Source organism: Myxococcus guangdongensis (genome assembly GCF_024198255.1).
GTDB classification, from domain to species: Bacteria; Myxococcota; Myxococcia; order Myxococcales; family Myxococcaceae; genus Myxococcus; species Myxococcus guangdongensis.
Genome location: NZ_JAJVKW010000007.1, coordinates 339,868 through 365,579 on the forward strand (window position 1 = coordinate 339,868; position 25,712 = coordinate 365,579).

A 25,712-nucleotide genomic window follows, 5' to 3' on the forward strand; every position below is an offset into this window, starting at 1 on the left:
TCAGGGCAGGTGCTTCATCGCCTCACGCAGACGCTCGGACAGCGCCTGGACGCCCGGCTCACGGAGCACGCCGTAGTGGCTCCCGGCCACGGGGTGCCGCTCCAGGCCCGCGCCGACGAGCGTGGACCAGCCGCCATCCGAGGGCAGCTCCGCGTCATGCTCCGTGGCCTTGAACAGCACCACGCGCTCCTGGCTCGGCCGGGGGACGTAGCGCCGCGCGGCCTTCAGGTTCGACTCGAACACCTGGAGCAGTGACTGGAGCTGGCGAGGGTCCGTCCCCGGAGGCAGGACTCCCGCGCGCTCGCCCGCCACGCGCAGGTGCTCCAGCACCGCGTCCGGAGCCATCGCCGCGAGGGCCTCCAGGTCCAGCTCGACGTGGGCCAGCGAGGCGCCGAGCAGGTCCTGGACGAACATCCCGATGACCTGGAGCCGGTCCATCTCCGAGGGCTCCGGAGCCTTCACCGCGCCCGGTGCGTACGCGTCGATGAGCGCGAGCAGCTCCACCTGCTGGCCCTGCTCACGGAGCTGTCGCGCCATCTCGTACGCGATGACGCCTCCGAGCGACCAGCCGCCCAGCAGATACGGGCCGGACGGTTGGACCTTCCGCATCGCGTCCACGTAGGCCGTCGCCATCTCCTCGACGGTTCCGCGCGGCGTCGCCTCACCATTCACGCCCTGGGCCTGGAGCCCCACGAACGGACGATCCGTCCCGAGCCGACGCGCGAGCTCCGCGTAGCAGAGGACGTTGCCACCCACGGGGTGCACGCAGAAGAACGGCGTCTTCCCACCCGGACGCAGGGCGCCGAAGGGGACCACGGGTGAGGTGCCCGTCTTCGTGGCCCCGTCGCGCAGCAACGCGGCGAGCTGCTCCACCGTGGGCGCCTGGAACAGCGCGGCCAGGGGCACGGGGTGGCCCACCACCTCGCTCACCGCGGACATCATGCGCACGGCGAGCAGGGAGTGGCCGCCCAGCTCGAAGAAGCTCGAGCGGACACCGATGGGACGCACGCCGAGCACGTCCTCCCAGACGCGCACGAGTTGGAGCTCGAGCGGCGTCCTGGGCGGGAGCAGGTCCTGCGTGTTGGAGGCCTCGTGCGTCGGCTCCGGCAGGGCCCTCATGTCCACCTTGCCGTTGAGCGTCAGCGGCAGGGCGGGGAGGGTGACGAACGCGGAGGGCACCATGTACTCGGGCAGCCGCTGCTGGAGCCACATCCTCAGCTCGGGGGCCTCCGGCGCGGTGGACGACGCGGCCACGACGTAGGCCATGAGCTTCCGGTCCGCGCCGTCTCCTCGCGCCACGACGATGGCATCTCGCAGGCCGACATGGCCTCGCAGCACCGTGGCCACCTCGCCGGGCTCCACGCGGAAGCCACGCACCTTCACCTGGAAGTCCACGCGGCCGATGAACTCCACGCGGCCATCCTCGAGCCACCGGACGCGGTCTCCCGTGCGGTACATCCGCGCCTCGGGGGACTTGCTGAACGGGTCCGCCAGGAAGCGCTCCGCCGTCAGCTCCGGGCGACCGAGGTAGCCCCGGGCCACCTGCGGGCCTCCGACGTACAGCTCTCCCGGCACCCCCACGGGCACGGGCTGGAGGCCCACATCGAGGACGTAGAGGCGCGTCTGTCCCAGCGGATGACCGAGCGGGACCTGCGCCGGCGCCTTGTCACCGGGCGGCAGCTCCACCCGCCCCGCGAGGACTCCCACCGTGGTCTCCGTGGGCCCGTAGTGATTGAAGACCTGGCACTCGGGCGCGAGGGCATGCACCCGCTCCAGCAGTGCCCACGACGAGGACTCGCCGCCGAGGACCAGTCGCTTGCGCGGCACGATGGTCCCCGTCTCGCCGCCCGTGAACAGCGCCGCGAGGTGGGACGGGACAATCTTCATGCAGTCCACTTCGTGCCGCTGGAAGTACTCGGCCATGCCCTCCGGGCTGCGGGCTCGCTCCTGTGTCAGCACGTGCAGCAGTCCACCCGTGACGAGCGCGGGGAACAGCACCGTGTTGCCCAGGTCCGCGGCGAACGTGGAGACCAGCGCGAAGCTCTTGCACTCCGTCAGCGCGAGCCGGTCGATGACCGCGTGGACGTAGCTCATCAGCGCGCCGTGCGACACCGCCACGCCCTTGGGGCGCCCGGTGCTTCCCGACGTGAAGAGCACGTAGGCCAGGTGCTCGGCTCGGACCTCGACTCGCGGAGCCTCGGTGGACTGCTTCGCGAGCACGGCCGCGTCCGTGTCCACGCGCACGCGGTGGAGGGACAGTCCGTCGAAGGCCGACTCATGGCGGGACTCCGTCACCACGACGGGCGCGGAGACCTCTTCCATCAGCGCACGAAGACGCGCGGCCGGCTGTGACGGCTCCAGCGGGACGTAGGCTCCGCCCGCCTTGAGGACCGCCAGCAGCGCGGCGATGAGCTCCACGCCTCGCTCCAGGCACAGGGCCACGGGGACATCCGGTCCCACGCCCAACGAGCGCAGGTGGTGCGCCAGCTGGTTCGCCCGTTCGTCGAGGCGACGGTACGTCCACTCCTGCTCCTCGCAGCGGAGCGCCGGCGCCTCGGGGGTGCGCGCCGCCTGCTGCTCGAAGAGACGATGGAACGGGAGCCCCGGAGGCACGGGCGCGGGCTCCGTCACGAGGACACGCTGGCGCTCCGCGTCCGTGAGGAGCGGGAGCGTCGCGAGCGGAGCATCCGGGGTCGCCAGCGCGCGCTCCAGGAGCTGCTGGAAGTGACGCACCAGACGCTCGCCGGTGGCGGGCTCGAACAGGTCCGTGCTGACGAAGAGCCCACCCCGGTAGCCGTCAGGCGCCCGGAACAGGTGGAGGTTGAGCTCGAACTTCGTCGAAGCCAGCTCCACGTCCATCGCCTCGAGCGACAGGCCCGACAACGACACCCCGGGCGACGGCGCGTTCTGCAACACGAACATCGCCTGGAACAGGGGCGTGCGGCCCAGGTCTCTCGCGGGCTGGAGCTCCTCCACCAGTCGCTCGAAGGGTAGGTCCTGGTGCTCGAAGGCTCCGAGCGTCGCGTCACGGACCTGGGACAGGAGTCCTCGGAACGTCAGCTCCGGCGTGAAGCGGGCCCGGAGCGCCAGCGTGTTGATGAAGACGCCCAGCAAGCCCTCCGTCTGCGCATGACGTCGGCCCGCGATGGGCGAGCCCACGACGACGTCCTCCTGCCCCGAGTAGCGCTGGAGCAGGGCCTGATAGACGGCCAGGAACAACATGAACGGGGTGACGCGCTCGCGCTGCGTCGCCACGTCCACCGCGTCGCTCAGCGCGGCCGGCAGCCACACCGGCACCAGTGCACCGTTGGACGAAGGCACGGCGGGGCGAGGCTTGTCGGTGGGCATCTCCAGTGCGGGCGCGGCCCCCTCGAGGTGCTGCTTCCACCAGTCGAGCTGTGCACGCAGGGCGCCGCCCTGGAGCCAACCTCGCTGCCACACGGCGTAGTCCGCGTACTGCACCGGCAGCGCCGGCAGCTCCACGGCCCCGCCTTGCTGGAAGGCCGTGTAGAGCATCGTCAGCTCGCGCACCAACACCCCCATGGACCAGCCGTCCGAGATGATGTGGTGCATGCAGACCCACAGCACCTGCTCCGTCGGCGACAGCCGCATCACCGTGACGCGGAGCAGGGGACCGGTGGACAGGTCGAACGGGCGCACCGCGTCCTCGCTGATGACGCGTCGCACTTCGGCCTCACGCTGCTCCGGCGACGACGCACGCAGGTCCACCGTGGTGAAGGGCTGGGGCACCGGTGCGTGGATGACCTGTCGCGGCTCACCGCCCTCCATGCGGAACGTCGTGCGCAGGGACTCGTGACGCTGGAGCAGCGCATCGAAGGCGCGCTGGAGCGACGACAGGTCCACGTCGCCCGTCAGCTTGAGGGCATATGGGATGTTGTAGAGCGCGCTGCCCGGCTGGAGCTGGTCCAGGAACCACAGGCGTTGCTGCGCGAAGGACAGCGGGAGCGGCCCGTTCCTCGGCGCGGGGACGAGCGGCGGCAGCACCGTCACCCCTTGTTCCTCGGGCAGGCCCTGCCGGAGGCGCGCCGCGAGCGAGGACAGCGTGGGCGACTCGAACAGGGCACGGACGCCCAGCTCCTGGCCCAGCTCGGCGCGGATGCGCGCCACCAGACGCGTGGCCAACAGGGAGTGGCCGCCCAGCTCGAAGAAGCTGTCGTGACGTCCCACGCGGGACACCTGGAGCAGCTCCTTCCACAGCTCGGCCAGACGCTGCTCCGCGGGAGTCACGGGAGCCTCGTGGACCTTGCCGTTGTCGAGCCCCGAAGCGTCCGGCTTGGGCAGCGCCTTCCGGTCCACCTTGCCGTGCGTCGTCTGAGGCAGCGCGGACAAGGTCACGACGTGCGCGGGCACCATGTACTCGGGCAACCGCTGTCGCAGCCACGCCTTCGGGTCCTCACCCTTGGCCGCATGGCCATCGACCGTGGCGACGTAGGCCACCAGGCGCTTGTCCCCGGGCACGTCCTCACGGACGACGACCGCCGCCTCGCGGACCTCGGGGTGCGCGCGGAGGGACGCTTCAATCTCTCCCAGCTCGATGCGGAAGCCGCGCACCTTCACCTGGAGGTCGATGCGCCCGAGGAAGCGCAGCTCGCCGTCCTCGGTCCAGCACACCTTGTCCCCGGTGCGGTAGAGGCGCTCGCCCGGCGCGGTGGAGAAGGGGTCCGGCACGAAGCGCTCGGCGGTGAGCGCGGGTCGGCCCTGGTAGCCACGCGCGAGGCCCGGGCCACCGATGAACAGCTCACCGGGGAGGCCCACGGACACGGGGCGCAGCGACGCATCCAGCACGTACACCCGCGTGTTCGGAATCGGGCGTCCAATCGGGACGGCCGCGTCGATGGGTGTCCCCGCCGGCAGCACGTGCTGCGTGGTGACGACCGTGACCTCCGTGGGGCCGTACGCGTTGATGAGCGAGCCCCCCTGGGCCAATCGCTCACGCGCCGTGGGCAGGGGCAGCACGTCTCCGCCGACCCACAGTCGAGGCAGGCGAGACAGCGCCGCGGGCTCGTGCTGCTGCATGACATCGAAGAGCGCGGTGGCCAGCAGCGCCGTGGTGACGCGGTGCTCGTCGATGACCCGGGCCAGCTCGGAGACCTCCGGGGTCCTCGGTGGATACACCGCGAGCCGCGCGCCCGTGAGCAGCGCGCTCCAGACCTCGAGCGCAGTGGGGTCGAACGTCAGCGGCGCCACCTGGAGGATGACCTCGCCCGGCTCGCGGGACGCGAAGCCCACGCCCGAGACGAGCCGCAGCACCCCGCGGTGGGTGATGGCCACGCCCTTGGGCGTCCCCGTGGAGCCGGATGTGTACGTGACGTACGCGAGGTTGTCCGAACTCAACGGCAGGGACGGCGCCTCCTTCGACTGGCGGGAGACTCGCTCCCACTCCGTGTCGAGCGTCACCACGGGCCACGAGCCCGAGGGCAGCAAGGCCCCGAGCGAGCTCACCGTGAGCACACCCGCGACGCCCGAATCCTCGAGCATGAACGCGATGCGCGACCGAGGATGCGCGGCGTCGAGCGGGACGTAGCAGCCACCGGCCTTGAGGATGCCGAGCAGCGCCACGTACAGCTCCAGCCCGCGTGGGATGAGGACCGCGAGCCGTGGCTCATGGCCCAGGCCCAGCGACAGCAGATGTCGAGCGAGCTGGCTCGAACGGGCCTCCAGCTCCGCGTACGTGAGGCGCTGTCCCTCGAACTGGAGGGCAATCGCCTCGGGCGTGCGAAGGGCCTGCTCGGTGAACAGCGCGGGCAGGGTGGACTCCGACGGGTAGTCGGCCGCCGTGTCGTTCCAGTCCACGAGGATGCGCTGGCGCTCCGTCGCGTCCATCAGGGACAGGGAGGACAGCGGGGCGTCCGACTCGGAGATGGCCGCCTCCAGGAGGCGCAGCAGGTGCGCCACCATGCGCTCGGCGGTGGCGCGCTCGAACAGGTCCGTGCTGAAGCTGAGGACACCTTGGTACCCCTCCGGCGCGCGGACCAGGGCCAGCTCCAGCTCGAAGCGGCTGACGGTGGACTCCACCTCCACGCCCTTGATCGAGAGCTCCGGCAACGTCAGCTCCGCGTTCGGCATGTTCTGCAGGACGAAGAGCGCCTGGAACAACGGCGTGCGGCTCAGGTCGCGCGTGGGCTGCAGCTCCTCGACCAACCGCTCGAACGGGACGTCCTGGTGCTCGTAGGCTCCGAGCGTGGTGTCGCGCACCTGCGCCAACAGGCTCCGGAACGTGAGCGTCGGGGTGAAGCGCGCGCACATCACCAGCGTGTTGACGAAGAAGCCGATGAGGCCCTCCGTCTTGGAGTGACGTCGTCCCGCGATGGGCGAGCCCACCAGCAAGTCATCCTGCCCCGAGTACCGGTGCAGCAGCGCCTGGTACGCCGCCATCCACACCATGAAGGGCGTGACACCTTCACGGCGCGCCAGCTTCTCCAGGCTCTGACTGAGCGCGGGCGACACGTTCACGGGCACCGTGGCGCCCTGGTGCGAGAGCACCGCGGGACGCGGCTTGTCCGTGTGGACATCCAGCGTCCCCGGGACTCCGGCGAGTTGCTGGCTCCACCAATCGAGCTGCTTCCGGAGCGTCTGCCCCTGGAGCCACTGTCGCTGCCACACGGCGTAATCCGCGTACTGTACCGGGAGCTCCGGCAACGGCGACGGACGACCGAGCCGGAACGCCTCGTAGAGCTGGATCAGCTCGCGCACCAGCACGGCCTGCGACCAGCCGTCCGAGATGCTGTGATGCATGCACACGAGCAGCGCGTGCTCCTTGGCGTCGAGCACGAGCAGCGTGATTCGCAGCAGGGGACCCGTGCGCAGGTCGAACGGGGTGAGCGAGTCCTCGCGCGCCAGCCGATAGGCCTCCTCCATCCGCTCGGCCGGTGAGACTCGGGACAGGTCCACCACCCGGAGGTTGCCGGGCTGCGCGGGGTGGATGACCTGTCGCGGCTCACCGTCCACGGCCTGGAACGTGGTGCGCAGGGACTCGTGACGCCGCACCAGCTCGTCGACGGCGCGATGGAACGCGGCGCGCTCCACGCGTCCCGACAGGCGCAGCGCCACGGGCATGTTGTAGATGGCCATCCCTGGCTGGAGCTGGTCCAGGAACCACAGGCGCTGCTGTGCGAAGGACAGCGGAACCGGCCCGTCACCGCGAGCCACCTCGAGGTCCGGGAGCGTGTCTCCCCAGGTGGCGCCGGAGATGCGCTCGGCGAGCCCCGCCAGCGTGGGGGCCTCGAAGAAGGCCCGCAGTCCCAGGTCCACCTTGAAGTCCTCGCGGACTCGCGCCACCAGCCGCGTGGCCATCAGCGAGTGGCCACCCAGCTCGAAGAAGTTGTCGCGACGGCCCACGGTGGGGACGTTCAACAGCTCTCGCCACAGCTCGGCCAGGCGTCCCTCCAGCGGCGTCGCGGGAGGCTCGTGCTGGCGGCTGACACGGTGCAGGCTCGCGTCGGGCGAGGGCAGCGCCTTGCGGTCCACCTTGCCGTTCGGAGTGAGGGGCAGGGCGGCGAGCGGCACGAAGGCCGCGGGGACCATGTACCCGGGCAGGTGCTGTCTCAGGTGGTCATGGAGGGCCAGGACGTCCAGGGTCGGCTCCAGGCCCTCCGTCGGCACCACGTACGCCACCAGGCGCTTGTCGCCCGGCGGTTCCTCACGCACCAGCACCACCGCGTCGCGGACCTCCTCGCGAGCCCGCAGCGCGGCCTCGACTTCACCGAGTTCGATGCGGATGCCGCGCACCTTCACCTGCGTGTCGCCGCGCCCCAGGTACTCCAGGCCACCGTCACGTCGCCAGCGCGCCTTGTCGCCCGTGCGGTAGAGCCGCTCGCCCTGACCGAAGGGGCTCGGGATGAAGCGCTCCGCCGTCAGGTCCGGCCGGCCGAGGTAGCCACGGGCCACCCCCTCGCCGCCGATGAACAGCTCGCCCACCACGCCCGTGGGCGTGGGCGTGAACGCGCTGTCCAGCACGTACGTCATCACGTTCGTCAGCGGCCGACCGATGGGGACCTCCTGGGCGCTCTCGAACGCCTCGGCCGTGGACGCCATCAGGTCCACCGCCGTGGCCACCGCCGTCACCTCCGTCAGGCCATAGGTGTTGCGCAGGGGCAGGGCGGCGCCCACGGTGCGACGCCACGCGGCCACCCGCTCCGGCGCCGCGCGCTCTCCGCCAATCACCACCCACTTGAGCATCGAGGGCAGCTTCGCGCGGCCTTCCTCCAGGCTCGCCGTCACCTCGTGCCAGAAGGCGGTGGGCAGGTTGAGCTGCGTCACCCCCGCCGCCTCGCACTTCGCCAGGAAGACCTCCGGCACGTCGAGCATGTCCGGCGTGCGCAGCACCAGCGTCCCGCCTCGCGTGAGGCACGGGTAGATCTCCTCCGCGCTGGTGTCCCAGCTGATGGAGGCGAACTGGAGCACGCGGTCCCCCAGCTCCACGGGATACGTCTTCCAGGCCGCGCGGGTGAAGTTCACCAGCGAGCGGTGCTGCACCACGACGCCCTTGGGCCGGCCCGTCGAACCCGACGTGTAGAGCACGTAGGCCGCCGCCTCCGGAGGCACCACCACGCAGAGCGGAGCGACGTCGCCCGTCTCAGGCACAAAGTCCACGTCCACGAAGACGCGGTCCGACGTGTCGCCCAGCTTCTCGCGGACCTGCTCGCGCACCACCACCACGCGCGCCCCGCTGTCCTCCAGCATGAAGCTCAGTCGCTCCGCCGGATACTCCGGGTCCAGTGGCACGTAGGCACCACCGGCCTTCAGCACGCCGAGGAGCGCCACCAGCTGCTCCACCGAGCGCTCCACGCACACGGCGACCCGCGTCTCCAGCCCGACGCCCAGCTCGCGCAGTCTCCACGCCAACCGCGTGGCCCGTGCATCCAGCTGGCGGTACGTGACCGAGTCCTCACCGGACACGACCGCCGTGACGTCCGGCGTGCGCAGCACCTGCTCCTCGATGAGCGCGTGGATGCGTGCGTCCGCGGGCAGCGGCTCGCGTTCACCCGTCCACTCCAGGAGGAGCCGCTTGCGCTCCTCGGGAGGCAGCAGCGGCAGCTCCTCCAGCGGAGCCCCCGGGTCCGCCACGATGCCGCGCAGCAGCACGAGCAGGTGCTCCGCGAAGCGCTCCATCGTGGAGCGCTCGAACAGGTCCGTGCTGTACGTGAAGCCACCGGAGAAGCCCTCCGGCGCGCGCGTCAAATCCAGCCCGAGTTCGAACATGGCCAGGTGGGTGGAGTCGATGGGGTGCGGCCCCACGGACAGCTCGGGAAGGACGATCTCCGGCAGCGGCGCGTTCTGCAGCGTGAGCATCGCCTGGAACAGCGGCGTGCGGCTCGCGTCGCGCGTGGGCTGGAGTTCCTCGACGATCTTCTCGAACGGGACGCCCTGGTGCTCGTAGGCGCCGAGCGTCCGCTCACGCACCTGGGCCAGCAGCGCGCGGAAGCACATCTTCGGCTCGAAGCGCGCGCGCAGCACCAACGTGTTCACGAAGAAGCCGATGAGCACCTCCGTGTCCGCCACGTTGCGGTTCGCGATGGGCGAGCCCACCAGGATGTCGTCCTGGCCCGAGTACCGGTACAGCAGCGTCTGGAACGCGGCCATCAGCACCATGAAGGGCGTGGCGCCTTCCTTCTGCGCCAGCGACTCCAGGGCCTGGCTGAGCTTCAGCGGGATGACCATGTCCAGCACGGCGCCCTTGTGGGTGAACACCGCCGGGCGCGGCTTGTCCGTGGGCACGTCCAGCGCGTACGGCGCGCCTTCCAGCTGTTGCTTCCACCAGCCGACCTGCGCCTCGAGCGTCGCGCCGCGCAGCCAGGAGCGCTGCCACACGGCGTAGTCCGCGTACTGCACGGCCAGCTCCGGCAACGGCGAGGGCAGCCCCTTGCGGAACGCCTCGTAGAGCGACGTCAGCTCCCGCACGAACACGCCGAGCGACCAGCCGTCCGACACGATGTGGTGCACGTGGAGCAGCAGGATGTGGTCCTGCGGACGCAGCTTGATGAGCAGCGTGCGGAGCAGCGGTCCCCGGGAGAGGTCGAACGGACGACGCGCCTCCTCGTTCGACAGTCGCAGGGCCTCCGACATCCGGAGGTCCTCCTCGTCGATGCGCGACAGGTCCACCTTCTGCACGGGCACGAAGGTCGCCGGGTGGATCTTCTGGACCGGCTGGCCTCCCTCCGAACGGAACGTGGTGCGCAGCGACTCGTGGCGCCGCACCAGCTCGTCGAAGGTGCGTCGCAGGGCCCGCTCATCCAGCGTGCCCTCCAGCCGCAGCGGGAACGGGTTGTTGTAGAGCGTGGACCCGGGCTCCAGCTGGTCGATGAACCAGAGTCGCTGCTGCGCGAAGGACAACGGCAGGTCCGTCGTGCGCGGCACGCGCGTGAGCGCCGGGGCCTTCGCCACCGTGGCGTTGGCGATCCGCTCCGCGAGCTCGGCCACCGTGGGCGCGCCGAACAGCTCACCCAAGGGCAGCTCGACGCCCAGCGTGGCCCGGATGCGGGACACCACCTGCGTGGCCAGGAGCGAGTGGCCGCCCAGCTCGAAGAAGTCATCGTGGATGCCCACCGAGTCGCGGTGCAGCACCTCCGCCCAGATGCCCGCCAGCTGCGTCTCCAGGGGCGTGCGCGGGGCGCTCTCGGCCGGGTCCTTGGAGACAGGGACCTCCGGGGTCGGCAGGGCCTTGCGGTCCACCTTGCCGTTGGAAGACAGGGGCAGGGCGGCCAGCTCCACGATGGCCGACGGCACCATGTACTCGGGGAGCTGACGCTGGACGAACGTCTTCATCGCGCCCACGTCCACTCCCGGGGTCTCCGGGACGACGTAGGCCACCAGTCGCTTGTCGCCCGGGATGTCCTCGCGGGCCACCACGACGACGTCTCGCAGGCCGGCGAAGCGGCGCAGCGTCTGCTCGACCTCGCCGGGCTCGATGCGGAAGCCGCGGATCTTCACCTGGAAGTCGACGCGGCCCATGAACTCGAGCGTGCCGTCGGCGCGCCAGCGCGCCTTGTCGCCCGTGCGGTACAGGCGTGCTCCCGGCGTGGAGGCGTACGGGTGCGGCACGAAGCGCTCGGCCGTCAGGTCCGGGCGGTTCAGGTAGCCCCAGGCCAGGCCATCGCCTCCGACGAACAGCTCACCGGTGACTCCCGGCGGCACGGGCTGGAACGTGGCGTCCAGCACGTAGGCCGTGGAGCTCGACAACGGTCGGCCGATGGGCACCGAGCGACCCACCGTGTCCCCGGCCCGCAGCGCGTGCGTGGCGGAGAACGTGGTGTTCTCCGTGGGGCCGTAGCCGTTGATGAGCACCGCGTCCGGCGCGATTCGCGACAGGTGCTCCGTCACGCGCTGCACGGGCAGCACGTCGCCACCCGCGAGCACCTGGCGCACTCCCGCCAGCGCCTCGCCCTGGTGCTGGACGACCTGGTCGAAGAGGGCCGCCGTCAGCCACAGCGCGGTGACTCCCGAGCCCTTCAACAGCGCGCCCAGCGACTCGATCGACTGCGCCTTCGGGGGCGCGAGGACCAGCCGTCCGCCGTTGAGCAGCGAACCCCAGACCTCGAGCGTGGAGGCATCGAACGCCACGGGCGCGAGCTGGAGGAAGACCTCGTCCGGCCCGAAGCGCATGAACGTGTTGTCCCGCACCAGCCGCAGCACGCCGCGGTGGGGAACGCAGACGCCCTTGGGCTGGCCCGTGCTGCCCGACGTGAACATCACGTAGGCCAGGTCCTCCTCGCCCACGGAGACCGCGGGCGCGGTGGTCGGCTGCTTCGAGATGGCGCGCCACTCCGCGTCCAGCAGGACGGGCAGGCAGCCCAGCTCGGGCAGCTCGTCCACGAGGTGCTCCTGCGTCAGGAGGATGCTGACCGCGGACTCACGGAGGATCCACGTGAGGCGCTCCGCGGGGTAGCTCGGCTCCAGGGGCACGTAGGCCGCGCCCGCCTGGAGGATGCCCAGCATGCCGATGATGAGCTCCGGCGAGCGCTCCACGCACAGACCCACGCGGCCACCGGGACGCACACCCATCACGTGCAGGTGGTGCGCGACCTGGTTCGCTCGGGCTCGCAGCTCGGCGTAGGTGAGCTGGCCCTCGGCGTAGGTGAGGGCGATGGCCTGGGGCGTGCGCTCCGCTTGCTTCGCGAAGGCGTCGTGGATCGACGGGGGACGCGGCGCCTTCGTGGCGGTGTCGTTCCACTCCACCAGCACCCGGCTTCGCTCCTCGCGGGTGAGCATGGAGACCTGGGCGAGCGGGACGTCCGGTGAGGCGATGACCTCCTCGAGCAGCACGCGCAGGTGGCTCGCCATGGCGGCCACGGTGTCGTGGTCGAAGAGGGACGTGGCGTAGTTGATGCCGCCGCGGAAGCCCGTCTCCTCGCGATGGAAGGACAGCTCCATGTCGAAGCGGATGACCCCGTGGTGGTGGTCCATCGGCCGCAGCGTCAGGCCGGGCAGGGACAGCGCCGGCAGCGGGGCGTTGTGCAGCGTGAAGGAGACCTGGAACAGCGGCGTGCGGCTGGCGTCTCGGGCCGGGCGGAGCTCCTCCACCAGCTTCTCGAAGGGCACGTCCTGGTGCTCGTACGCCTCCAGCGTGGTGTCCCGCACCTGGGCGAGCAGCGCGCGGAACGAGTCCTGGCCTTGGATCCGGGAGCGCAGGACGAGCGTGTTCGCGAAGTAGCCGATGAGGGCCTCGGACTCGGCCAGTCGGCGTCCGGCGATGGGCGAGCCCACCAGGATGTCGTCCTGTCCGGAGTGCCGCTGCAGGAGGACCTGGAAGGCCGCGAGCAGCACCATGAACGGCGTGGCGCCCTCGCGACGGGCGAAGGTCTCCAGCGCCTCGGTGAGCGACAACGGCAGGTGCATCAGCGCCGCGGCGCCCTGGAAGGACTGCTGCGCGGGACGCGGCTTGTCCGTCGGGAGGTCCAGGTGCGCCGGCGCGCCCTCGAGCTTCTTGCGCCAGTAGCCGACCTGCTCCTCCAGGACCGGACCCTGGAGCCAGTCGCGCTGCCAGACGGCGAAGTCCGCGTACTGCGCCGGGAGCGCCGGCAGCGGCGAGGGACGCTCTTCGAGGAACGCCGCGTAGAGCGCGGCCATCTCGCGGACCAGCACGCCGGTGGACCAGCCGTCCGAGACGATGTGGTGCATGTTGAGCACCAGCGCGTGCTCCTGCTCGCCCAGCTTCAACAGGAGCGCGCGGGCCAGCGGTCCGCTCAGCAAGTCAAACGGACGTCGCGCCTCTTCGAGTGCCAGTCGGACGGTCTCCGCCTCGCGCTCCTTCGCGTTCGTGAGCGACGTGAGGTCCACGAACTGGAAGGGCAGGGGGAAGGCCGGGTGGATGACCTGGACGGGCGTGTCACCGTCCGCGCGGAAGGTGGTGCGCATCGCCTCGTGCCGCTCCATCAACGCGTCGAAGCCACGCTGGAGCGCGGAGAGGTCCAGCGCGCCTTCGAGCTTCAGGGCGAGCGGGATGTTGTAGGCGCTGACGGCACCCGCGAACTGGCTGATGAGCCAGAGGCGCTGCTGCGCGAACGAGAGCGGGAGGGGCTTCGTCCGGTCCACGCGGACCATGGGCGGCAGCTCCGCTCCCGGACGACGTGCATCCAGTCGCTCCGCGAGCGCGGCCACGGTGGGGGCCTCGAACAGGGTGCGCAGCGGCAACTCCAGCCCGAGCGCGCTCCGGACGCGGACCACGACCTGGGTCGCGAGCAGCGAGTGACCGCCCATCTCGAAGAACCCATCGTGAATCCCGATGCGCTCCACGCCGAGGACCTGCGCGAACAGCGTGGCGAGCGTCTCCTCCACGGGCGTCCGGGGCGCGACGTAACGGCCGGCCTGTACGACGGGGGCCTCCGGCGCGGGCAGGGCCTTGCGGTCCACCTTGCCGCTGGGCGTCAGCGGGAGCACGCCCAGGTGCGTGAAGGTCGACGGCACCATGTACTCGGGCAGCCGAGGCTGGAGGTGAGTCTTGAGCAGCGACGCGGTCAGCGGCTCGGCGTCACCCGTGACGTAGGCGACGAGGCGCTGGTCGCCCGGGGAGTCCTCGCGCACGAGGACCACGGCCTCTCTCACCGAGGCGTGCGACAGCAGCGCCGCCTCGATGTCTCCCAATTCAATCCGGAACCCTCTCAGCTTCACCTGGAAGTCCGAGCGGCCCAGGTACTCCAGCGTCCCGTCCCCAAGCCACCTCGCCACGTCCCCCGTGCGGTACAGCCGCGCCTCGGGCACCTGCGAGTACACGTCCGGCACGAAGCGCTCCGCCGTCAACTGCGGCCGCCTCCAGTACCCCAGGCCCACCTGCACGCCGCCGATGTAGAGCTCTCCCGGTACGCCCACCGGCGTCGGCTGGCCCTGCGCGTCCAGCACGTACAGCCGCGTGTTCGCCACCGGCCGCCCAATCGGGATGCTCGTGCGCTGTGTGCCTCGGACGCAGTGGAAGGACGACACGTCCACCGCCGCCTCCGTCGGGCCGTAGAGGTTGTGCACCTCCGCTCCCGCCGGCAGCCGCGCGTGCGCCTTCGCCACCAACTCGGCCGTCAGCGCCTCTCCACTGCACACCACCCGCCTCAGCTGGCTCAGCCCCTCCAGCCCCGGCTCCTCCAGGAAGGCTCTCAGCATCGACGGCACGAAGTGCACCGTCGTCACTCGCTCTTCCTTCAGCAGCTTCGCCAGGTACGCCGGGTCCTGGTGCCCTCCCGGCTTCGCCACCACCAGCCGCGCTCCCGTCAGCAGCGGCCAGAAGAACTCCCACACCGACACGTCGAAGCTGAACGGCGTCTTCTGCACCACCGTGTCCGCTGCCGTCAGCCCGTACTCCTGCTGCATCCACAACAGCCGGTTGACGATTCCCTCGTGCGCGTTCATCGCCCCCTTCGGTCGGCCCGTCGAGCCCGACGTGAAGATGACGTACGCCAGCGAGCCCGCTTCCGCCTCACAACCGGGGTACCCCACCGGTTGCCGGCTTTCCTCCGCCCACCCGCCCTCCAGGCTCACCACTCGCGCGCCATTCGCCGGCAGCACCTCCTTCAGCTTCTCGTTCGTGATGACGACGGGCGCGTCCGCGTCCTCCAGCATCCCCGCCAACCGCTCCCTCGGGTACGCCGGGTCCAACGGCACGTAGGCCGCTCCCGACTTGAGCACTCCCAGCAGCGCCACCACCAAATCCAGCGAGCGCTCCAGGCACACGCCCACCAACACCCCGGGCTTCGCTCCCAGCGTGCGCAGGTGGTGGGCCAGCTGATTGGCGCGTGCATCCAGCTGCGAGTAGGTGAGGCTGGCCCCCTCGAAGCGGACCGCCTCCGCCTCCGGCGTCCGCCGCACCTGCGCCTCGATGAGCGCGTGCAACGTCGCGTCCTTCGGGTACACCTCCGTGCGTCCCTGGAAGCCCACCAGCACCTGCTGCCGCTCCGCCTCGCCCATCAACGGCAGGCGCTGGACCGGCAGGTCCGGAGACGCGACGACGGCGCGAGCGAGCACGGAGAAGTGCTCGACCAGGCGCTTCATCGTGGACTCATCGAACAGCTTCGCCGCGTACTCGAAGCGGCAGTGGAGCTCGCCCTGGCCTTCGACGACCTCGAAGCTCAGGTCGAACTTCGACGTCCCGGTGGCGACATCAATCTGGCTCAGCTTGAGCGTCTGGTGTGACGTCTCCGCGGGCGGCGTGTTGATGACGTTGAGGACCACCTGGAAGACCGGCGTGCGGCTCTGGTCCCTCGGCGTCTGGAGCAATTCGATGAGCCGCTCGAACGGCGCATCCTGTCGCGAGAACGCGCCCAGGGACTGCTTCTTCACGCGGCCCAACAGCTCCCGGAACGTCGGAGCCTCGGTGAGCTGGGTGCGCATCGCCAACGTGTTGACGAAGCAGCCGATCAACCCCTCCGTCTCGGGCTGGGTGCGGCCCGCGATGGGGATGCCGATGGCGAAGTCATCCTGGCCCGCGTGACGACCCAGGAGCGCCTGGTAGAGCGCCAGCATCACCATGAAGGACGTGGCGCCTTCCTTGCGGCCCAGCGCGAGCAGCGGCTCCGCCACCTCGCGGCCCACCACGAAGCGCAGGCTGCCACCGTCGTAGGACTGCACCGCCGGACGCGGCCGGTCCGTGGGGAGCTCCAGCGCGGGAACGCCGAGGAGCTGCTCCTTCCACCACCGGAGCTGCCCGTCCAGCACCACCCCTTCCAGGTACTCACGCTGCCAGACCGCGTAGTCCGCGTACTGCACGGGCAGCTCGGGCAACGGCGACTCGATGCCCGCGTTGTAGCAGGCATAGAGCACGGACATCTCGCGCGCGAGCACCAGCGAGCACCACGCGTCGGAGATGACGTGGTGCATGACCAGGTTGAGCACATGGTCCTGCGGACCCATGCGCAGCAGCACCGCGCGGATGACGGGGCCTCGGGCCAGGTCGAACACCCAGGCGCCTTGTTCCTCGCAGCGGCGCAGCATCGCGGCTTCACGCGCCTCGGGCGTCGCGCCGGGCACGTCCTCCAGCGGCATCGGCAGCCCCGTCGCGGGCTGGACCACCTGCGTCGTGCCCGTCTCGGTGAGCAGGTACGTGGTCCGCATCACCTCGTGACGACGCATCAGCTCGTCGAGCGCACGCTGCAGCGCGGCGGTGTCCAACGGCCCCACCAACCGGAAGCTGGAGCTGTTGTTGTACGCGGTGCTCGACGGGTCCAACTGCTGGAGGTACCAGAGGCGCTGCTGCGCGAACGACAGCGGCAGCGGCGGGTCCCTGCGCGCGCGCGGAATCCCCGTGGGCGCGGTGGGCGCGGCAACAGGGCGAGCCTCGGTCCGCGTGGGCGGCGACGGGGCCTTGGCGGCGGCAGGGGTAGGGGCCTTGGGCGCCGGGACACTGACCGGCTCGAGGCGACCATCCGCGCGCAGTCGCGCATGGCGACCCGTGCGGAACAGCTGGGACGACGCGCCCTTCGGGTGCGCCACCAGCCGGCGACGCGCCTCCTCTTCGGAGCGCCACAAACCGGAGGGCAGACCCGCGCCCTCCAACGCCAGCTCACCGACGACGCCCACGGGCACGGGCAGCCCCGCGGTGTCCAGAATCCACGGACGCAGCCCCGCGGGCACGCGCTCCTCGGGAGCACGCGGCAACAGCGCGCCTTCACGCGGCGCTCCCGCGAGCAGGACCTGGAGCCCGGAGCTCTTCGCCAACGCCGTGGCCAGCTCGGCCGAGGCCCCATCGAGCACCAGCGCCCCCACGGGGCTCAGCGCCTCGCGGGCACCGGGCAGCTCGGTCAACGTGCGGGCCAGTCGCGCGGACGTGTGCAGCAACACCTGACCGGAGCGACGCGCCAGCGCCAGCACCTCGCTCACGCCCTGGTCGCCTTCGACCACCACCTGCTCCTGGCGGGACGCGGCCTCCTGCACCAGCTTCTGGCGGAGCACGGCCAGCTTCTCCAGCCCCTTCAGGACGATGGGCGTATCCAGGCCGAAGTCGATGAGCGCGGCCACCTCGTCCACGTCCGCCTCGCGGACATCGAGCAGGCGCTTGAAGCCGCTCTCCACCGTGCCGATGAGGCCCGTGCCCTTCGCGTGGTGCTCGAAGGTGTGCTCCAGCAGCGTGTTGATGTCCTCCTCGGAGACCTTGTCGATCTCCCCCTGGTGTCCCTGGGCCGCCAGCAGCGACGCGGTGATTTCGGCCGAGCTGCGGAAGTAGCCGAGCAGGGGCTTTCGCACCGTGCGCAGCACCTCATGCTCGTCGTCACCGATGAACGCGTGCAGCATCACCGTGATGTGGCCACGGCCCGGATGACCGTTGCGGCGCCACGCCTCGCGGTACATCGCGACCTTCCACTTCAGCTCGTCGATGGACTGCGCCAGCAGACCCGTGAGCACGCCCGCGCCCACCTCGCCGGCCAGACGGAACGTCTCCGGGTTGCCCACGGCCGTGAGCCACACGGGCAGCTCTCGCTGCACGGGCTTCGGTCGCAGGGCCACCTCCACCGTCACGCCGCCGCCGCCCACGCGCTTCTGCTTCTCGCCCCGCCACAGCGAGCGCAGCGTCTCCAGGTGCTTCATCAGGACGTTGCGGCGGTCCTCGAAGTTCGCCGGGGCGAAGGAGAAGTCCGCCACGTGCCAGCCCGTGGCCACCGACAAGCCCACTCGGCCGCCGGAGAGGTTGTCCACCACGGACCACTGCTCGGCGACCTGCATCGGGTCGTGCAGCGGGAGCACGACGCTGCCGGAGCGCAGCTTCAGGTTCTTGGTGACGGTGGCGATGGCGGCGGCCACCACGGCCGGCTGCGGGTATAGGCCTCCGAACGAATGGAAGTGCCGCTCCGGCGTCCACACCGCGGAGAAGTCATGCGCGTCCGCGAACTTCGAGCCCTCGATGAGCAGCTCGTACTTCGGCCCCGTGAGCGAGTCCTCGTCGTTGGCGAAGTAGATGAGGCTCATGTCCATCGCCTGGGTGCGAGGACCACCCCCCTGGAGTCGGACCAGCCGGGCCGTGACGGCCTCGGAGGGGAAGGCCACGCGCAGGCCGCGCGAGAGCGCCCACAACATCTCCAGCTCCGGCCGCTCGGTCGACGTGTCGAGCGCCGCCAGCCACGTGCCGCCCTCCGCCGGACGCAGCCGCGCGTCCATCGCGGTGAACAGGTCCGCCAGCGCGTGGTGGTCCAGCGTCCACGCGGGTTGGTTCGTCCCCGAGGGCAACACCCACGCGGGGGTCTCCGCGCGAGTCGCGCCCAGGCTCACCGATGCGGCGGACTCCAGATCCTCCACGTACAGCACGCGCGAGGCGTCCAGCTTGGAGGACGTGACGACACCACGCCACGTGATGAGCAGGGGCGCCGCGGCGTCCTGGGGTGCATAGTTCGACAGCCGACCCAGGTCCGTGGCGCCGAGGGCCACCACCGCGCCACCCGCGTCGAGCACACCCCAGAGGACCGCCAGCTTGTCAGGGGAGGGGGGCAGGCAGACCGCGACAGTCGCACCGCTCTTCAAGCCGCTGGCGCGCAGCCTCGCGGAGACACTCCCGGCGCGACGGGACAGTTCGGCCCAGGTCCAGGACTTCTCACCGACGAGCGCGGCCACGGCGTCGGCGTCACGCTTCGCGCGCTCGGCGAGCTGCGCCGGGACGGAGGTGAGGGCCTGCGTGGGACGTGGCGCGGGCCACGCGGAGCGCTCGGCCTCGGTGACGAGCGGCAAACGGGAGACGCGCTCATCGGGTCGGGCCATCGCGGAGGCGAGCAGCACGTGCAGATGGTCAACGAGGCCCTGCGCGGTGCTCGCGTCGAACAGCTCCGTCGCGTACTCGAGCGCGCCGTGGACGCGGCCGGACTCGTCACCCAGCACGAGCGTCAGGTCCGACAGGGTGGTGCCCCACTGCACCGGACCGTCCGGCACCTCGACGATGGAGCCGCGCACGCCGGTCATCTCCAGGGCCGCGGCGCCGCCGCTGATGCCGCTGTGGAAGACGAACACGGTGTCCGCCATGCGTCCCCGGCCGATGTCCTTGCCCGGGATGAGCGCCTCGACCAGGTACTCGTAGGGCACGTCCGGACGGGACTGGACCTCGTTGAGCTCCTGCTTCACGCGGTTGAGCAGCTCCCGGAACGTCGGGTCGTCCGCGAAGCTGGTGCGGAACGCCGCCGAGTGCGCCACGTAGCCGATGAGCGGCAGCAGCTCCGGCCGCGTGCGGTTGCCGATGGGCGTGCCGACGATGATGTCCGTCTGCCCGCTGTAGCGGTGCAGCAGCGTCTGCCACGCGGCGAGCACCAGCATGTACGACGTGTAGCCCTCGCGCTTGCCGAACGCGCCCAGCTCGCGGGCCAGCGCACGTGGGAACTCCACGGGCAGGCGCACGGAGGTGAGAGGGCAGCTCGCGGGACGCTTGCGGTCCGTGGGGACGTCGAGCTGCCTGGGCATGCCCGCGAGGCGCTGACGCCACCAGGACTCCTGCTCGGGGAAGCGTCCTTCGAGGACGCCGGTGCGCTGCCACGCGCCGAAGTCGGCGTACTGGATGGGGAGGGGGGGGAGGGGCGACGGGCGGCCCTGCTTGAAGGCGCCGTAGAGCTGCATCAGCTCGTTGATGAAGAGCGCCGTGGACAGCGTGTCGCAGACGACGTGGTGGATGCTGCCCAGCAGCAGGTGGTGCTTGGGTTCCAGGCGCAGGAGCGCGGTCCGGATGACGGGGCCCGTCACCAGGTCGAACGGCAGCATCGCCTCCTCGCGGGCCAGCCGCATCGCCTCGTCCTCGCGGCGCGCGGGCGTGTCCCCGGCGACGTCGACGATGGGCAGGGGGATGCGCACGTTCTCGTGGAAGCGCTGCACGGGACGGCCGTCGACCACGTCGTAGGTGGTGCGCAGCGCCTCGTGCCGGCGGACGATCTCCTGGACGGCGCGCTCCAGCGTGGCCGGGTCCAGGTCGCCCTCGAGCCGCAGCACGAAGGGGATGTTGTACGCGGACAGACCGGGCAGGTGCTGCTCCAGGCGCCAGACGCGCTCCTGCACGTAGGAGAGTGGCAGCTCGCCCGTGCGAGGGAGCGGAACCAGCGGGAGCTCGCGTGTCGGGGCAGCGGCGGGAGCCTGTCGCAACAGCGGCTCGATGCGCTGGGCGATGCCCGCGACCGTGGGCGCCTCGAACAGCGCGGCCAGCGGGAGCTGGACGCCGAAGGCTTCACGGACCTGGTTGAGCAGCTGCGCCGCCATCAGCGAGTTGCCGCCGATCTCCAGGAAGTCGTCCTCTCGGCCGACGAACTCCAAGCCCAGGCGCTCACGCCACAGCCCCGCGAGCCGCTCCTCGATAGGACCCCGAGGCGCGTCCTCACGCACCGGCGCGACAGGCTCGGGCTCCTGAATCGAAGGGGGAAGCTCGACGGGTGTCATCGGGGCTGCGCGCAGCGACGTCGCCGCCGGCGCGACCACAGGCGGCAACCGCGGCGCGAAGCCCGGCGACGCAGGCGACCCGAAGCCGGTCGATGCGGCATGCGGCGCGAAGCCATTCGACGCGGCAGCCGGTGGTACGAGGCTCGGCGACGTAGGACGTTGCGGCTCCATCCCGGACGGCATGGCCGGCACGGCATGCGTCTCCGCAACGGGGAGCGGCGCCCCCGACGCGGCACGGAGCTGCACGGGCTGCTGTGCCACCACCGACGGCACGGGCTGCGCGCCCGGCTTCGCATCCACCCAGACTCGCTTCTCCTGGAACGGATACGTGGGCAGGTGCAGCCGTCGTCTCTGCTCGTGAGCGAAGAAGACGGACCAATCCACCTCCACGCCCTGCGTCCACAGCTCGCCCACCGAGGCCAACAGGCTCGCGTCCTCCGTCGTCGAGGCGCTCCGGCGCAGCGTCGCCAGCGCCTTCACGCGGTCCTTGTCCTGGCCCAGCGACGCGCGCACCAGCGGCGTCAGGTCCTGACCAGGGCCCACTTCCAGCAGCACGCTGCACCCGTCCTCGAGCAGCGCACCCACCGCGTCCGAGAAGAACACGGGCTGACGCATCTGGTCCGCCCAGTACTGGGGCTCGGCCAGCGCGCCGCGCTTCGCCCACGTGCCCGTCACGCTGGACGCGTAGCGCAGCGTCGGCTCCGAACGCGTGAGCGACGCCACCACGCGCGCCAGCTCCGGCATCAGCGGCTCCACGTCCGCCGAGTGGAACGCGTGCGGCGCGGGCATCCGCACCACCCCCACGTCGCGCGCCTTCAACGTCTCCTGGAGCGCCTCCACCTCCGCCACCGGTCCGGCGACGACACAACGGTCCGCCGCGTTGACAGCCGCCAGCGACAACCGGCCCGTCAGCAGCGGCTGCACCTGCGACTCCGGCATCGCCACCGCGAGCATCGCCCCCGGGGGCATGCGGTGCATCAGCTCACCCCGCGCCACCGCGAGCTTCAGCGCGTCCTCCAGCGACAACGCCCCCGCCACGCAGGCCGCGGCGTACTCACCGAAGCTGTGCCCCAGGACGGCGTACGGCTTCAGCCCCCAGTCCATCCACATCCGCGCGAGGGACACTTCGACGGAGAACAGCGCCGGCAGCGCCACCCGCGTGTCCGCGAGCAACGACGCGTGCTGCGCCTCCTGCCCAGGACCCGACGTCAGGAGCGCGCGCACGCGCTCTCGCAGCGCCCCGTCCAGGAGCGCCAGGCACGACTCCAGGTGCCCGCGGAACGCAGGCTCCGTATCGAGCAGCTCGCGCCCCATGCCGAGCTGCTGCGTGCCCTGGCCCGGGAAGATGAAGGCCACGCGGCGACGGCGCGCGGCCTCCAGGTCCTTGAGCTTCGTGGGCGTGAAGGGCTTGAGGAGCTGACGGGTCAGCTCGGCCGCGTCGCGGGCCACGACGACGCGGCGGTGCTCGAAGCCCTTGCGACCCACGGCGAGCGTGAAGGCCGCGTCGGCCACGGCCAGCGAATCACCCTGATTCTCCGCATGGGAGGCCAGGTTCTTCGAGGCCGCGTCCAGCGCCTCGGGCGTGCGCGCCGACAGGACGAACAGGTGGTGCTTGCGTGAGCTGGAGCCACTCGGAGACATCGGAGCTTCCTCGAGCACGGCGTGGGCGTTGGTTCCACCAATGCCGAAGGAGCTGACCGCGGCACGCCGCGGCGACTCGCTCCTCGGCCACGGCCGAAGGGTGGTGTTGACGAAGAACGGGGTGGCGTCGAAATCAATCTGGGGGTTGGGGCGCTCGAAGTGCAGGCTCGGCGGGACTTCTCCGTGCCGCAGCGACAGCGCCACCTTGATGAGGCCCGCGAGGCCCGCCACCGTGTCCAGGTGGCCGACGTTCGACTTGAGCGAAGCCAGCGCGATGGTGCCCTGGTGCTCGGGCCCCAGGCCGTAGGCGCGCTGGAGCGCCGTCACCTCGATGGGGTCTCCGAGCGGAGTCGCGGTGCCGTGCGCCTCCACGTAGCCGATCTCCTCCGGCTTCACGCCCGAGCGCGCCAGCGCCTGCCGGATGACGGCCGTCTGGCCCTGCACGCTCGGCGCGGTGAAGCCCGACTTGTCGCGCCCGTCGTTGTTCGTCGCCGTCGCGCGAATCACCGCGTGGATGGAGTCCCCATCCCGCTCCGCGTCCTCCAGCCGCTTGAGGACGATGCAGGCCACGCCATTGCCGGAGACGGTGCCCTGCGCCGCCGCGTCGAACGAGCGGCAGTGCCCGTCCGGCGAGAGGATCATCCCTTCCTGGTACACGTAGCCGGTGCGCTGCGGCACCGACAGGCGCGTCGCGCCAGCCATGGCCACATCGGACATGCCCGCCAGCAGATTCTGGCAGGCCAGGTGGACAGCCACGAGGCCCGTGGAGCACGCGGTGTGGATGAGGACGCTCTCACCGGTGAGGCCCAGCTTGAAGGACGTCTTCGTCGCCAGGCTCTCGTGCGTCGCCGTGCCGTAGAGTTCGAACAGCGCGGCACCATCCAACGGCACCGTGGCCCGCACCGCCTCCGTGTAGCCGGAGTCGATGGCCCCCGCGTACAGCGAGATGGCGCCCGGGAATCGCTCGGGGTCGATGCCCGCGTCCTCCAGCGCCGTCCACGCGGACTGGAGGAACACGCGCTGCTGCGGGTCCAGCCACTGCGCCTCGCGCAGGGACATGTCGAAGAACGCGTGGTCGAACCGGTCCGCGCCCTCCAACACGCCACCGGCCGGGACGAACGCCGGGTGCTGGTTCAGCTCGATGCCGTCGGGCAGACCGGGCATTCGCTCCAGCTCCTCGGGCTTGAACCGGGAGATGGACTCGACGCCCTCGCGCAGGTTGCGCCAGAACGCGTCCACCGAGCCCGCACCGGGGAACCGGCCCGCCATGCCGATGATGGCCACGGCCCCCGTCGTCGAGGGACGTGACACCGGCCGCTCCGGCGCCGGCACCGACTGGGGTGCGTTCGCCGCGGCCGTCTCCGCGCTCTGCTTCTCCAGGGCTCGCGCCAGCCCCTGGACCGTGGGGTGCTCGAACAGCCACACAACGGGAATCGGCTGGTCCAGCTCCTCGCGCAAGCGCGCCGCGATGCGCACCACGGAGAGGGACGTGCCGCCCAGCTCTTCGAACAGGTGGTCATGCACGCCGACCCGCTCGGCGCCCAGCTCCCGCGCCCAGACGGCGGAGATGCGCTCTTCCAGCGGATTGGCCGGCTCGACGAAGCGCCCGTGACGTCCCGTGGACGCGGCGTCCGGCTTGGGCAGCGCCTTGCGGTCCACCTTGCCCGTGGTGCTCAGCGGCAGCGAGGGCAGGGTGACGATGATGGATGGAACCATGTACTCGGGCAGGCGCTGACGCAGGCCCGCGCGCAGGTCCGTCGTGTCCAGCGACTGTCCCTCTCGCGGCGACACGTAGGCCACGAGGCGACGGTCTCCCGGGACGTCCTCGCGGACGACGGCCACGGACTCGTGCACCCCGGGCTGGGCGGCCAGCGCGGCCTCCACCTCGGACAGCTCGATGCGGAACCCGCGAATCTTCACCTGGTGGTCGGTGCGGCCGATGAACTCCAGCACGCCCTCGGGCCGCCAGCGCGCCACGTCGCCCGTGCGGTAGAGCCGCTCACCGGGCTGGGGGCTGAACGGATGCGGGACGAAGCGCTCGGCCGTGAAGTCCGCACGCGACACGTAGCCGCGCGCGAGCCCCACGCCTCCCAGGTACAGCTCGCCCGGGACGCCCACCGGCACCAGCTGCATGCGGGCATCCAGGACGTAGGCCGTGGTGTTGTCGATGGGCGTGCCGATGGGGAAGGAGATGCCCGACGGCATGGGCCCCGTCAGCGGGTGGTGGGTCGCGATGACCGAGCACTCCGTGGGCCCGTACGCGTTGATGATGGGCACACGCAGCGAGGCCAGCGCCCGGTGCGCATGCGGCACGGAGAGCACCTCGCCGCCGACGTGGAGCTGCCCCATCCGGGCCAGGATGTCCGGGCGGTGCTCCACGAGCTGCGCGAAGAGGCCGGAGGGCATGTGCGAGAACGAGACCTCGTGCCGCGCCATGACCTCACCCAGGCGGTCCAAGTCACTGGGCACCGCGTCGGCCGGGAAGATGACCACGCGGCCACCGTGGAGCAGTGACGGGCACACCTCGAGCACGGAGCCATCGAACGAGATGGGCGCCAGCAGGATGCTGGTCTCCTTCGCGCCGAAGCGGAGGTAGGGCTCCGAGTAGCACAGGCGCATCAGGCCCCGGTTCTCGATGGCCACGCCCTTGGGACGCCCCGTGCTGCCGGAGGTGAAGATGACGTAGGCCAGGTTGCGAGGGCCCGCGTTGGACACCGGCGGCGTGGACGGCCACGACTCCAGCTTCAGGTCCTCGACGAGCAAGCGCTCCGGGCCAGCAACGGGCAGGGACAGCTTGTCGCTCAGCACACGGGAGGTGAGCAGCAAGGAAGGCCGCGAGTCCTCCACCATGAAGGTGAGGCGCTGCACCGGGTACGCCGCGTCGAGCGGAACGTAGGCGCCTCCGGCCTTCATGACGGCGAGGATGGAGACCACGACGTCGAACCCGCGATCCAGGCACACGGCCACGAGCACGTCGGGGCCCACGCCCTTCGAGCGGAGCAGGTGCGCGAGCTGATTGGCCTTCGCCTCCAGCGCGCCGTAGGTCAGCCGTTGGTCGCCGGACTCCAGGGCGATGGCCTGGGGGTTCAGGCTCGCCTGTCGGGAGAAGCCCTCCACGAAGTTGATGTCCGTGGGGTAGGGCCGCGTGGTGTCGTTCCACGCGTTGACCAGTTGGTGGCGCTCCTCCGCGGAGACCAGGTCCAGCGACCAGAGCGGACGGTCCGGCGCCGCGACCAGGG

At 71.0% G+C, this 25,712-nt stretch carries 1 protein-coding gene (running past one end of the window); it reads right to left on the reverse strand.

Annotated elements, in window-relative coordinates:
* Positions 1-25,712 carry the 3' portion of a non-ribosomal peptide synthase/polyketide synthase gene (locus LXT21_RS23240; protein WP_254040359.1) on the reverse strand. It continues 17,347 nt past the right edge of the window, so the window shows 25,712 of its 43,059 coding nt (coding positions 17,348-43,059); the start codon falls outside the window, past its right edge; it ends in the stop codon at positions 1-3.